This window comes from Pedobacter sp. MR22-3, from assembly GCF_026240075.1.
Classification (GTDB): Bacteria; Bacteroidota; Bacteroidia; order Sphingobacteriales; family Sphingobacteriaceae; genus Pedobacter.
Genome location: NZ_JAPIVF010000002.1, coordinates 524,889 through 539,852 on the forward strand (window position 1 = coordinate 524,889; position 14,964 = coordinate 539,852).

6 protein-coding genes are annotated in these 14,964 nt (G+C 40.8%); all 6 read left to right on the forward strand.

The genetic code is table 11. The features are described 5' to 3' along the window. The first annotated feature begins 500 nt into the window (after positions 1-500). The gene (locus OQ267_RS06005; protein ID WP_265835223.1) at positions 501-3,668 is read left to right on the forward strand and encodes a SusC/RagA family TonB-linked outer membrane protein; all 3,168 of its coding nucleotides are present in this window, start codon (positions 501-503) and stop codon (positions 3,666-3,668) included. Between the two features lie 11 nt (positions 3,669-3,679). Then, positions 3,680-5,575: a RagB/SusD family nutrient uptake outer membrane protein gene (locus OQ267_RS06010; protein ID WP_088299253.1), complete on the forward strand. Its 1,896-nt coding sequence runs from the start codon at positions 3,680-3,682 to the stop codon at positions 5,573-5,575. A gap of 16 nt (positions 5,576-5,591) precedes the next feature. After that, positions 5,592-8,459 (forward strand): SusC/RagA family TonB-linked outer membrane protein, encoded by a 2,868-nt coding sequence (locus OQ267_RS06015; protein ID WP_265835224.1) that lies wholly within the window; start codon positions 5,592-5,594, stop codon positions 8,457-8,459. 21 nt (positions 8,460-8,480) lie between these two features. Next, positions 8,481-10,253, forward strand: a complete 1,773-nt coding sequence (locus OQ267_RS06020) for a RagB/SusD family nutrient uptake outer membrane protein (RefSeq protein ID WP_265835225.1) — start codon at positions 8,481-8,483, stop codon at positions 10,251-10,253. Between the two features lie 28 nt (positions 10,254-10,281). Then, positions 10,282-11,313: a DUF5627 domain-containing protein gene (locus tag OQ267_RS06025; RefSeq protein WP_265835226.1), complete on the forward strand. Its 1,032-nt coding sequence runs from the start codon at positions 10,282-10,284 to the stop codon at positions 11,311-11,313. 550 nt (positions 11,314-11,863) lie between these two features. After that, complete coding sequence (locus OQ267_RS06030; RefSeq protein WP_265835227.1) at positions 11,864-14,959, forward strand: SusC/RagA family TonB-linked outer membrane protein; 3,096 nt, start codon at positions 11,864-11,866, stop codon at positions 14,957-14,959. The last annotated feature ends 5 nt before the right edge of the window (positions 14,960-14,964 follow it).

Here is a 14,964-nt window from a genome sequence, read left to right on the forward strand (position 1 = left end):
TTACCTGTCCTGAACATGAATCCTATAAATTTAAACAATTGTGCTATCTATAAATTACACACGATCCTACATTTATCTCAACCAAATATAAGACACATCTTAACTGAGATGTAAGGCTAACCAAATAACTTATGAATCTAAATTTAACCAAACTTAATCCTTTTCATTAGCGTGCATTTTAACTAATTACAGATTTTTTATGGGGCAGGTGAGCTGTCCGATGATGGAATTTATTGCACCTGATTAATGGATTGAACTGAATGGACGATTTTAGATATGATCCATTAATACAAATAAACCAAATATTGCCCATATGAGACCGCCTACCTAACTAAACAATAGCAATGTCTCTAACTCAGACCTGCATCAGTTTACAGCATTTTATACTAACCAAATTCTAACCCATGTATGATGAAGAAATCCAACTTCAAAGCCATAGAATATGAGCCTTCTATGCACAACCGAACAAATCAAATTCTGCATTTTCTAAATCAATTTATATGATGGACAATTACACAATTACAAGTAGTAATGGCCGGCATATACATCAAAAATTTAGCGCATTATTACTCAGAATAACTTTTATGATGCTCTCCTTATTGCTCATGGCCAATGCGGTGATGGCTCAGCAAAAAAGGATATTAAGAGGTACCGTTGTAGATGAACAGAATGACCCGCTTACGGGTGTAACCATTACATTAAAGGGCACTAATACCCGTGTGGTATCCAATGGTGAGGGTAAATTTTCAATGGAAATCCCGACAGAGAAAAGCACGCTTTTATTTAATTATATCGGGATGAGCCAAAAAGAAATCACCCTTACTGATAAAAATGATATTGTGGTATCTATGAACAATGATAACAAAGTGCTTAACGAGGTTATTGTAGTGGGATACGGACAACAAAAGAAAGCCAGTGTGGTGGGTGCCATTAGCCAAACCAGTGGCAAGGTATTGGAACGTAGCGGAGGGGTAACCAATCTGGGAATGGCCTTAACCGGAAATCTTCCTGGCGTGGTTACTACCGCTTCATCCGGTATGCCGGGTGGAGAAGATCCGCAAATTCTGATCCGTGGACAAAGCTCCTGGAATAACAGCTCGCCATTAATTCTAATTGATGGTATTGAACGTTCTATCAGTTCTATTGATATTTCATCAGTAGAAAGTGTGTCTGTACTTAAAGATGCTTCGGCCACTGCAGTTTATGGTGTAAGAGGGGCAAACGGTGTAATTCTGGTGACCACCAAACAAGGCGTTGAAGGCAGGGCACAAGTACAGGTACGGTCGAACTTAACGGCTAAAGTTGCTTCGAGACTGCCTGAAAAATATGATTCATATGATGCCCTGATGATTAAAAACAGGATTATTGAACGTGAATCTGTGGTAGATCAAAACGCATGGTCTGGTTATACTGCGATGCAGATGATTGATAAGTACCGGAATCCGCTAAATGCAAACGAATGGGACAGGTATCCTAATGTAGATTGGGAAAAAGAACTTTTTAAAGACAGGGCCATGTCTTACAATACCTCTGCCAATGTTTCCGGTGGGTCTAAGTTTGTGACCTATTTTGCCGGCCTGGATCTGACGCGTGAAGGGGATTTATTTAAAACATTTCCGAATCAGCGTGGCTATGAATCAAATTTTGGCTATAACCGTACCAACGTGAGGAGTAATCTCGATTTCAACTTAACCAAGACAACCAAATTTTCAACCAAATTATTCGGATCAAATGGTGTACGCCAGTTGCCTTATGATATGGCTGATGGCGACCAGTCTTTCTGGTCATCTGCCTATCGAACAGCACCTGATTCATTTCGTCCTATTTATAGTGATGGTACCTATGGTTTTTTTCCAACAGCTACACAGGATCAGCCCAATGCGGCTTTCTGGCTGGCGTATTCAGGTGTTGAAAAAAGAACAAGTACGCAGCTGACAACGGATTTCATTCTACAGCAAAAGCTTGATATGCTTACCAAAGGATTGAGTTTGAGAGGTAGCTTATCGCTGGATAATACTTTTCTGGAAAGAAAACGGGGCGTTAATGACCAGTTCAACGCCGCACAGCGAAAATATGTTAATCCGCTAACCGGTATTATCTCATTTGAACAACAAAGGAATACCGGAACCCAGTTTGACTTTACGGATGCCATTCAATGGTCAACAGCTGCCGGTGAAGTTGATAAAAATGCTACCTTCCGGAACATGAACTACCAGTTTCAGGTAAACTATGACCGTACATTCGGTTCACATGCTGTTACCGGAATGGGTTTGGTCCAACGTCAGCGAACGGCCAGGGGTAGTGCCTTTCCAACATTTCGTGAAGATTGGGTATTCCGAACCACTTATAACTATCAATCAAAATACTTATTTGAAGCAAATGGTGCCTACAATGGATCAGAGCAATTCGGCCCGGATTATCGCTTTGCATTTTTTCCCTCAGTTTCTGCTGGCTGGGCCATTAGTAACGAGGAATTTATGAAGTCTTTAAAATTTCTTGATTTATTAAAAGTACGGGCATCATGGGGAAGAATTGGGGATGATGCTTTAGGAGGACCAAGATGGCCTTTCCGCGATTCCTATCTGTATGGAAACAATACGCCAATGGGCAGTCCGGCTATTGCTACGCCATATACCATTTACCGGATCGGGACAATGGGTAATCCAAACCTGTCATGGGAAACCGTAGAAAAACGAAATCTGGGTATTGAGTATAGTTTTTTTAAAGGTGATATTTCCGGAAACATAGATATATTCAGAGATCACAGAAAAGATATTATGATTGGCGGGGGCGCCCGGGCCATTCCTTCTTATTATGGATTTGGCAGCAGTGCCCCGAGGGCAAACCTGGGTGAAGTAAGCAGTAGAGGTTATGAAATTGAACTGCGCCTAACACATTCATTTGGGCAAGGCATCAGGGCATGGGCAAACCTGGCCTTAACACATGCCACCAATAAAACCAATTTCAGAGATGATCCGGAACTCACACCAGATTATCAGAAACAGGAAGGTTATGCCATTGGCCAAACCCGTTCCTTTCTGGATAATGGTTTTATCAAAAGCTGGGATGATTTATACGGCAGCACAGTGCGCTTATCTAACAATCAAAACAAACTTCCCGGAGATTATAACATCATTGATTTTAATGCAGATGGGGTGATTGATGATAAAGACAGGGCGCCTTATGGTTACACAGGAAGCCCTCAAAATACCTATAATGCCAGTATTGGCTTTGAATGGAAACGTTTTAACCTGTTCTTTCAATTTTATGCCGTAAATAATGTTACCCGTGAAATTGAATTTCCGAATTACCAGGGAAAAAGCAATGTGGTATTTGTGGAACGTCCTTTCTGGTATCTGCAGGATGGAGGAGGAGAAGTTCCGCCACCGCGCTGGAGTGTTCTTGATGCTTTTGGTGGCAGCGGAACCCGCTATTATTATGATGCCTCTTACATCCGTTTAAAAAACGCAGAACTGGGTTATACCCTTTCGGGAAAATCAATCAGCAAGCTGGGAATAAGGTCCTGCAGGTTTTATGTGAACGGCAACAACTTGTTCCTTTGGACAAACATGCCGGACGACCGGGAATCCAACTTCAGCGGAGTTTCCCAAGGTGGGGCATATCCAACAGTTAAACGTTTCAATTTTGGTATTGACATCACTTTATAAACGATTTGAAGATGAAAAATCTCTTTAAGAATATTTTGTTCCCAGCAATTATCCTGGTGGGTACATTAACATTACCTTCATGTAAAAAGTATCTGGAAAGATCGCCTTTAGCTGATATCCAGGAAACCGATCCTTACAAAAATTTCAGGAACTTTCAGGGCTTTACTGAAGAACTCTATAACTGTATCCCGTTGTTAAGTGTTGTTGAAGCACATAACAGTTTCAATCTTGGTGAAGAGGAATTTTGGGAAGTGGGCGAAACCCGCCTGATCTCCTATCATATTGATCAGGGTAACTACATGGCCTGGACCAATACTTTCTACAATTTTTTAGGTACAGGAGGCGATCCGGCTAATGGAACCCTTAATGATCCGAACAGATCAAAAGGAAAACTATGGGGTCTCTCCTGGTATGCCATCAGGAAAGCCAACATAGGGCTGGCAAATCTGGATAAACTAACCGATGCCACCCAGGAAGAAAAAGACCTGATTGCAGGCCAGCTTTATTTTTTCAGGGGCTACTTTCATTTTGTGTTAATGGAGTACTGGGGCGGATTGCCTTACATTGACCAGGTATTGCCAAGTGATGAGGTGATAAAAATCCCAAGACTCAGCTATCAGGCAAGTGCCAATAAAGTGGCCGAAGACTTAAAGCGTGCTGCAGACTTGCTTCCTGTAGACTGGGATCAGACACTTGTGGGCAAACAAACCTCAGGAAACAACAACACCCGGATTAATAAAATTATGGCCCTGTGTTTTATGGGGAAAAATTACTTGTGGGCAGGAAGTCCGCTAATGAACAGGGCGTCAACCGGAAACAGCAGCTATAATACTGAGTTTTGTAAAAAAGCCGCTGATGTACTGGCCGAAGCTTTAAAAATTACAGAAAGTACAAACCGCTATGAACTGGCTCCTTTTTCGCAGTATCGCGATTTGTTTTACACCTTTAACCAAAACGGCAAAATTCCAGGATTAAAAGAATCTATTTTTCTGGAAAATTTAGCAAATGCAGGCGGACGCTGGCGTTGGAACCAGGTAAATGATTATCGTCCTCTCGTGATCCATCAAACCGGAATTAAGGTTTATCCAACAGCTAACTATGCAGATTACTATGGCATGGCCAATGGTTTACCCATTACAGATGCAGAAAAAAAGGATGCAGAAAGTGGTTATGACCCGGAATATCCATGGAAAAACAGAGACCCACGTTTTTATAACGATATTCTAATTGACGGCGAGAAATGTGTACTTACCGCGCAAAGCGTTGGTAACAATGAATTTCGCCAGTATGCCAGCCTATATACCAACGGACTTTATAGAACTGCTGACGGTAATAAAAAAGTGTGGACAGGATACCTGAATTCCAAATTTGTATCTAAACTGATGAACGAATATGACGGATACCGGGAGAACAATACGTTTGTGCTCAGTTTAATGCGTTTGGCAGATGTATACCTCCTTTATGCAGAAGCCACAGCAACAGGATATGGCAGCCCCCAAAGTATGGCAGCAGGTTATTCGCTTAGTGCGGTTGAGGCTGTGAATAAAATCAGAACCAGAGCCGGCGTGGCAGGCGTTGCCAGCAAATTTTTGGGCTCAACTACTGATTTTCTTGGTGAATTAAGGCGAGAAAGAGCTGTAGAATTATCTTTTGAAGGACACCGTTTCAATGACTTAAGAAGATGGTTACTGCTTACAGAACGTCCTTATACTTTAAAAAAAGCAGTAGAGTTTGATCGGGCAATACCAAACGCTCAGGTTTACGCAGATCCTAAAAATGCAAGGGTAAGAAATTTCAGGGAAACAGTGTTGTTTGAAAGACAGCTTGGGCAACGCCATTACTGGCTGCCTTTCCGTGTAGAGGATATAAACATGTATAAAGAATTCAAGCAGAATCCAGGTTGGTAATTTTAAGGGAGAAAAGATGAACACAAAAAATATAAATGCTTACTGCTTTTGGCTCCTGATCTGCTTTTTCAGCTTCAATGGAGCCTATGCACAGGAAACCAAAGACAGTTTGGTAAATGTTGCCTTTGATAAGGTCGCGAAAAAAAATCTTCTCGGAGGGGTGTCTGTCGTAAACGTTTCAGATTTACTGAATAAAAGTTACGGCACCTATAGTCTGGATAATCTTCAGAGTTTTGTTGGCGGTTATACCGGAAATATCTGGGGCCAGGCACCATTAATATTGGTTGATGGTATTCCGCGCCGCGCCACAGATGTCCGTTTGGTGGAAGTAGAAGCTATCACGGTTTTAAAAGGGGCCAGTGCAGTGGTCTTATACGGGAGTACCGCAGCCAAGGGTGCAATCCTCATTACCACAAAACGTGGAAGTGAAAATCCTTTAAAAATTAAAGTAAGGCTCAATTCAGGGATTTTTGTGCCTAAAAGTTTTCCCGGCTATTTAAAATCAGCTGATTACATGACTTTGTACAATGAAGCCTTAACCAATGATGGAATTGCCACTTCAGGAGCGGGATACACGCAGCAGGATATTGACAATACCAGGTCTGGTGTAAATCCTTACAAATATCCTGATGTAGATTTTTTCAGCTCGGATTATTTGAGGAAAGCCTATTCCCGTTCAGATGTAACCACTGAAGTCTCCGGTGGCAACAACTTTGCACGTTATTATACCAATATTGGCCTTTCTTATAACAACAGCCTGGTCAAATACGGGGAACAAAAAAACAATAGCGACCTGGCATTCAATGTGAGGGGAAATGTAGATATGAACATTGCCAAATGGCTCACCGCATCAGCTGATGCAGTAGCCATCTCTAATAGTAATTACACTGGCAGAGGAAATTTTTGGGGTTCAAGTTCTACCATTGCACCTAATTTCAACAGGTTTTCGCCACTTATACCAATTGATATGCTTGACCCCAGTAATGCGGCTTTGCAAACGATTGTTAAAAATAGCAATCATATTATCGATGGAAAATTTTTACTGGGCGGACAAAGTACCAACCCTACAAACGTATTCTCAGATATGCTTGCCGCAGGTTATATTCGGACCAAATCCAATACTTTTCTCTACAACCTGAACCTGAAGGCAGATTTAAGTTCGATAACAGAGGGTTTAAGTTTTAAAACCGGAACCAGTATGGATTATTCTTCTCTGTATTCTGAAGCCTATCTATTACCTTATGCCACTTACAGACCAACATGGTCAACTGTAAATGGTAAGGATGTGATCACCTCATTGGAGAAATTCGGAGAAGATAAAAACTCTACTAATGAATATGTTGGCCGTTCTACTTACACGCAAACCATGTCATTCAGGTCGCAGTTTAATTACAACCGAACTTTTGCTCAGGACCATACGGTTTCTGCAAATGTTTTAGGCTGGTGGTATAAAACACAGTTTTCAAGTGATATCGACAATGAAGGTGGCAGCGATTATCAACCTGTTCTCAACACGAATCTTGGTTTTCAGGCGGCTTATAACTTCAGGAGTAAATATTATTTCGATTTTTCAGCGGCATTGATTCACTCCGCAAAACTACCTCCAGGTAACAGAAACGGAATTTCTCCGGCAGTTACAGTTGGATGGCGCATATCTAATGAATCATTTTTTAAAGATCATTTATCTTTTATTGATGATCTTAAGCTATCTGCATCATATGCTTCTATTAAACAAGATCTGGATATCACGGGCTACAGGGCCAATAATGTAAATGAGCCGGTAGATTATTATTTATACCAGGGTTATTACAGCAACAATGCTATCCTTGGTGGATATTACCAATGGAGAGACAATGTTGCGGGTGGCAGAACCACCTTATCCGGACAGGCAGAAAATCCTGATTTAACTTTTGTTAAAAGAAATGAGTTTCGTTTAGGTCTGGATGGTACAATATTTAAAAACCTCCTGACTTTTGATTTTAATTATTTTTCACAAAACACCAAAGGATTACTTGCCCGGGGCCTCACCATTTATCCTTCTTATTTTTCTGGCTCAGGAGATTTCCGCCCGTGGATCAATTTTAATGAAGACAAACGTACAGGATTTGATTTTGCATTGAACCTGAACAAACAGGCCGGACAGTTATTTTATTCGCTTGGCGTATCAGGAATGTTCTATAATAGTAAGGCTGTTCAAAGGGATGAAATCATTGATCAGGCTTATCTGGCCAGGGCCGGCCGGCCGTTAGATGCTTATTATGGATACATCAGTGAGGGTCTTTTTCAAAATCAGGCAGAAATTGATGCTCATGCCAAACAAACCTTTGGTACAGTTAAGCCAGGAGATATCAAATACAAGGATTTAAATAATGATGGCTTAATTGATAACAGGGATCAGCAGGATCTGGGCCATACAGGCTGGGCCGCTTCACCTTTTAGCTTCGGGTTAAACCTCACGTTAAAATATAAGCACTTCACCTTATTTGCCCTGGCATCTGGTACCAGGGGAGCCGTTGGATTTAAAAACAGCTCGTACTACTGGGTTGGCGGAAGTGGAAAATATTCTGAGGCGGTGTTAGACCGATGGACCGAGCAAACCAAAGCAACGGCAACCTATCCGCGTTTAACCACCAATAGCAATAATAACTTCCGAAATTCTACCTTCTGGATGTATAAAACGAATCGGTTCGATCTTAACCGGGTACAGTTAACTTATGATTTTGATAAGAAAATTTTCAATGATTCATTTGTGCATGGACTAAGCTTATACATACAAGGAGATAATTTACTGGTGATTTCATCAGAACGGAAACTAATGGAAACCAACATTGGGACAGCACCGCAAACACGGTTCTTTAACCTGGGTGCAAGGGTATCTTTTTAATGACCTATAACTTTTAATGATATGAAATTCAAAATATTAATTTTAGGATTGGCAGTGCTTTCATTCACTGGCTGCAAAAAAATTCTGGAACCTGAACCAGAAAATCTGAAGACGATTGATCAGATGTATACGGATGCGAATTTTGCACAAGGTTTTTTAATCAACGCTTACCGTACCATTCCCGCTTATTACGATAACTCTGAATATGCCACTGATGATGCTGTAACCAACCAGCTTACCAATGGTTATTTGCAGGCTGCTGCGGGTTCATGGACATCAACCAATAATCCTGCATCAGTTTGGAACCAGTCTTATGAAGCCATGCAATACATCAATCTTTTCCTGGAAAATTCACCGAAAGTCAAGTGGGCAACGGATGCAGAAAGTTCCAGGCTTTTTAACCTGAGAATGAGGGGAGAGGCTTTCGGTCTTCGTGGATTGTATCTCTATTTTCTGTTGCGCAACCATGGCGGTATTGCCACCAATGGACAGCTGATGGGTGTGCCGATTGTAACAGCCTATCAAACCCCTAAAACAGATTTTAATGTTCCGCGGGCTACATTTGATGCCTGTATTAAACAAATTTACAAAGACCTGGATAGCGCTGAAGCGTATTTACCCGTGGAGTATAATGATATCTCGACTGCAAGCCAGATACCCGATCGCTTTAAAGCTTTTACCGGAAATGTGGAAACCTACAATCGGGTAATGGGACAATATGCACGTCAATTGTTTAATGGATTAATAGCAAGATCGTTTAGGGCAAGAGCAGCACTGCTGGCGGCCAGTCCGGCATTTCAGAATAGTGCCAATACCACTACCTGGGCTGATGCTGCTGAATATGCCGGCCGTGTGATCGATTATAAAGGCGGAGCCAACGCCCTTCCGGCAAATGGAGGTACTTATTATGCCAACAACTCAGAGGTTGATGGATTAGGTGGGGGTAGTAATCCTTCTGAAATCATCTGGCGTGAAAATATCATCACTAATGACGGTACCCAGGAAGGGCAGCATTTTCCGCCATCTTTATTCGGAAACGGATTAATGAATCCCACACAAAACCTGGTAGAATCTTTTGCTATGGCAAACGGTTACCCGATAAATCATCCGAACGCTAATTTTAATGCCAATGCACCATATGCGTCAAGAGACCCGAGATTTGCAAAATATATTATTTTTGACGGGGCAACCGCCGGTGTAACCAATGCCGTGATCAGAACAGGTAGTGCTTCCGGCACAGATAACGGTATTAATGTTCGTGCAACTTCTACGCGTACAGGTTATTACATGAAAAAGCGTTTAAGGATGGATGTTAACCGTAACCCGATCTCTTTAAGTGGTAAAACACATTATAATCCACGGATCCGCTATACCGAGATTTACCTCGATTATGCCGAAGCAGCAAATGAAGCATGGGGGCCAACCGCCACCGGAACCAGAACCTATTCTGCATACGATATCATAAAAGCCATTCGTAAGCGGGCTTTCGGATTCAATAACGATCCTTACCTGGAAGAATGTAAGGCCGATGTAGCTAAAATGCGTGAACTGATCAGGAATGAACGCCGATTGGAGCTTTCTTTCGAAGGTTTTAGGTTTTGGGACCTCAGGCGCTGGAAAGCAGATCTGTCAAAACTTAATGAAACGGCCAGAGGCTTAGATGTCAATGGTGGTGTTTATAAGCCATTTAATGCCGAAACGAGGGCCTTTCAGCAATATATGATTTACGGCCCCATTCCAAACTCAGAAGTCCTGAAGTATAATCAACTGCTGCAAAATCAAGGTTGGAAATAAGTAACACTGAATTAATCATTTAGACAATATGAAAATTAACAATATATATATCGCTCTCGCATTAGCACTTAGCCTGATGGCCTCCTGTAAAAACGAGAAGATTGCCTTTCCTGAATTTGACTATAAAACAGTTTATTTTGCCAGTCAATATCCTTTAAGAACAGTGGTTTTGGGAGAAGATTTAATTGTAGACAATTCAATGGATAAAAACCACATGGTTTCCATTAAAGCTACCCTTGGCGGAGGCTATGAAAATAAAAACGATGTGGTAATTGATATTCAGAAGGCTGAAACATTGCTGAATGGACTGAAGTTTAATAATGGCGGCGGACAGGTTTTGCCGATGCCGGCAGAATACTATCGCTTAATGTCTAACCAAATCAGAATCAATGCCGGTGATGTTTTAGGTGGGGTGGATGTACAATTAACAGATGCATTTTTTGCTGATCCCAAAGCGCTGAGCAGAAACTATGTCATCCCATTGGTAATGACCAAGGTTACCGGTGCGGATTCTATTTTAAAAGGGATTCCTGTTGTATCCAATCCTTCAAGGGTAAACCCGCTGCACTGGGCAACCAGACCAAAAGATTATATACTTTATGGTGTTAAATACGTTAATCCGTGGCATGCCAACTATTTACGCAAAGGCATAGACCAGATTACCCAGGCCAACGGTACCATGAATACCGTTTCACGTCATACGCCTTATGTAGAAAGCAATGAGCTGGTGAGCATGAGCACGGTATCACTTAAAACGGCAAGTTTACCCCTTACCATTAAAAATAGTGCAGGTACAAACGTACCCTTTACGCTCCTGTTAAATTTTGCTGATGACAATACCTGTACCCTCACCAGCAGTACGACCAATATAGAGGTTACAGGAAGTGGCAGGTTTGTTTCCAATGGTGAGAAGAACAGTATCGGTGGCAGCAACAGAAGTGCGATATACGTAGATTATACGGTGAACTTTAAAAATCTTAATTTAAAATATGCAACAAAAGACACGCTAATTGCTCGCGACAGAGGAATTAAAGCTGAATATTTTGATGTGACTAACTAGTCATATTGTTCATTAATTCGAAGCTTTTATAAAATTGTCTGAAATGAGTCTCTTTATGATTCCAAAATATTCGAATTAATATTTACTCCAGAACGGGACAGGTGAGCAAGCCTGTCCCTTAATTTGATAAAAACAATAAGGTTAAAAAACGATTTCCTGATGCTAGGATTGTATGATTAAATAGCCTGATAATTTCCATTTGTTAAGCTTTTATTTGGTGGTGTTTGGAATAAAAATTGAGAAAATAAAAAAATACAATCGATTGCATTTTTAATGATGCGTTTTTGGGCTTGATTTAAAGAATCTTGCCTGAAACGCTGTATTTGATAAAAAAAGAAATTTTCTTGCACATTTCTACCTTAAAAATGTACAATTGAATCATTGTTGAAGGGTTGATCTAAATACCTTTACCTTCATACAGGCTTAATAGTATTCAGTAGTATTTTTTGTTTCGCATTCTTTTATGTCTTTCATGACATGCTCTTGCTATTCAACTGACGATTGATCATCTGTTGAGGTCTGTTTTTTTTAACCATTATAAACTGTTTTTATGAGAATTGAAATTTTACGATTTATTGTAAGACCTCATTTGAGATTTTCTATAAGTCTCCCCAGAATTGCACTTACCGCAATTTTAATGATCTTCACGCTGGCCGCACAGGCACAAACTCAAATTAAGGGGCGTGTATTAGATGATCAGGGAAAACCCCTTCCGGGCGTAAGCATTTTAGTGAAGGGAACATCCACGAGTACAACTGCATCCAACACCGGTAACTTCAGTATTTCAGTGCCCTCAGCCAGTTCGGTATTGGTATTCACTTATATTGGCTTTACCAGTAAAGAAATTCCGGTACGCAACCAAACCGAAATCAATGTGACTTTATTGCCGAGTGCAGCAGAGCTGGAACAGGTAGTGGTAGTGGGTTATGGTACACAACGTAAAGAAGCCGTAACCGGATCAGTAGCCAATATATCCGGTGAGAAGGTTCGCGAAGTTCCGGCTCCAAATATCGCACAGGCCATTCAAGGTCGTGTAGCCGGAGTTAATATTTCCCAAACTTCAACCAAACCTGGTGCAACCATGCAGATTCTGATTCGTGGTGCACGGTCACTTTCTGCCAGTAATGATCCATTAGTGGTATTGGATGGAATTCCTTTTCCAGGCTCCATCGGTGATATTAATCCAAACGATATTAAAAGTATAGATATCCTTAAAGATGCATCTGCAACTGCGATTTATGGATCAAGAGGTGCAAATGGTGTAATTTTGTTAACTACAAACCGTGGACAACAAGGTGCGCCTGCTCAGGTTTCTTATAATACCTATACGGGTTTACAAACACTTTTTGCAAAATTCCCGATGATGAATTCGCAGGAATTAATCGCAATGCGTAAAGCAGCAGGTTTGTTTACAACTAACGGGGTAGATGAATCTAATGATACCGATACGGATTGGCAGGATTTATTCTATAACAAATCTGCAGTAGTAACCAGTCATGACGTAGGCGTATCAGGTGGTTCTGCTACAGGTAGCTATAGTTTTGGCGGTGGTTATTATAAGAATCAAAGTTTGATCCCCACACAACAATACACCAGGTATTCAATGAAAGCATCTTTGGATCAGCAAATTGGTAAGTTTTTCCGGGTTGGTTTTACCAGTAACAATAACTATAATCTAAGTGAAGGTAATCAGGTGGGTGTTTACGGTGTGCTGAGCAATACGCCAATGTCAAACCCTTATAATGCAGATGGCAGTTTAAAAAGAACCATCAGAATGCCACAGGATGAATCGTGGATTTACACCAATCAATCTACGAAAGACCTTCATGATAAATGGTTAAATGAAACACGTGGTTTTGCTACCTATAATTCATTTTATGGAGAGGTAAAAATTCCGGGGGTAGAAGGTTTAAAATACAGGGCCAACCTGGGGCTTGATTTTATTCAGAGCAATAATGGTAATTATACAGGTGTTGGAATTGGAAGTGCTACCGCTACTACAGTTTCTACCGCAGGTGTGAGCAACTCACAAACATACCACTGGACACTTGAAAATTTATTAACATACGACCGTACCTTTTCAGAAAAACACAATTTTAATGTAGTGGCATTATATTCTGCCGAACAGAATAAATTTAATTCCTCTTCCATGTCAGCACGTGATATTCCTTCAGATGCTTTCCAGTTCTATAATCTTGGTCAGGCCAATGGTGAATTAACAATCGGAAATGGAAATTACAACTTAAGCGGATTAATGTCATACATGGGAAGGGTGATGTATTCTTATGATAACCGGTATTTAATCAGTGCCACAATCAGATCTGATGGCTCATCTCGCCTGGCACCAGGACATAAATGGAATACCTATCCTGCTGTTTCAGTAGGATGGAACCTGATGAATGAACCTTTTATGAAAGGCATTACAGCTATTGACAGGTTAAAGATCAGAGTAGGTTACGGACAAACATCAAACCAGTCGGTAAATCCTTACCAGACACTAGGTTTATTAAATACAAGGCCTTATAATTTTGGCGATACGAACTATGCTATAGGCTACTATGTTTCACAACTTCCAAGTCCGAATTTAGGATGGGAATATTCACAAACCTGGAATTATGGTTTAGATTTCTCTGTACTGAAAAACAGAATCAACGGTACATTTGAATACTATGTAACCAATACCAATGATATTTTACTGGGTATTGCTTTGCCTCCAACTTCAGGTGTGGGAAGTTATACGGCCAACATCGGACAAACACAGAATAAAGGTTGGGAACTCAGCGTGAATGGTAACATCTTCAACAATAAAGATGGCTGGTCATGGGATGTAGGTTTTAACCTGTCTGCAAACCGTAACAAACTGGTTTCACTGGCTTCCGGACAAACCAGGGATGAGGGAAATGCCTGGTTTGTAGGGTATAACATCAATGCCATTTATGACTATGAAAAAATAGGATTATGGCAGACTGGAGATCCTAACCTGAATGTTTTGGAACCAGGTGGTAACGTGGGTATGATCAAGGTTAAATATACCGGCGATTATGATGCTACAGGCAAGCCTACAAGGGCAATTGGAGCCGCTGACAGACAGATTATGAATGTAGATCCGAAATTATCAGGTGGTTTTAACACCCGGGTAGCCTATAAAGGCTTTGACTTGAATGTAGTTGGTTTATTCAAAGATGGCGGTATCCTGATCAGTACGTTATATGGTTCTACAGGTTACTTAAACCTTTTATCAGGAAGAAGAAATAACGTAAAGGTAGATTATTGGACGCCAGATAATACCGGTGCAAAATATCCGAAACCAGGTGGTATTGCAAGTGGTGATAATCCTAAATATGGCAGTACATTAGGTTATTTTGATGCGTCATTTTTAAAAATCCGTACCATTTCACTGGGTTATGATTTTAACCGCGACTTAATTAAGAATTCGAAGGTGAGACTTAGGATGTATTTAACTGTTCAAAATCCATTTGTAATGTTCTCTCCATATTACAGCGAATCAGGTATGGATCCGGAAACCAATTCATATGGCGATGAAAATGCTGCGGTAACCAATACATACCAGAGAAGGTTTTTAACTGTAGGTACCAATACGCCTTCTACGCGTAATTATGTGGCCGGCCTTAACTTAACTTTTTAATATAC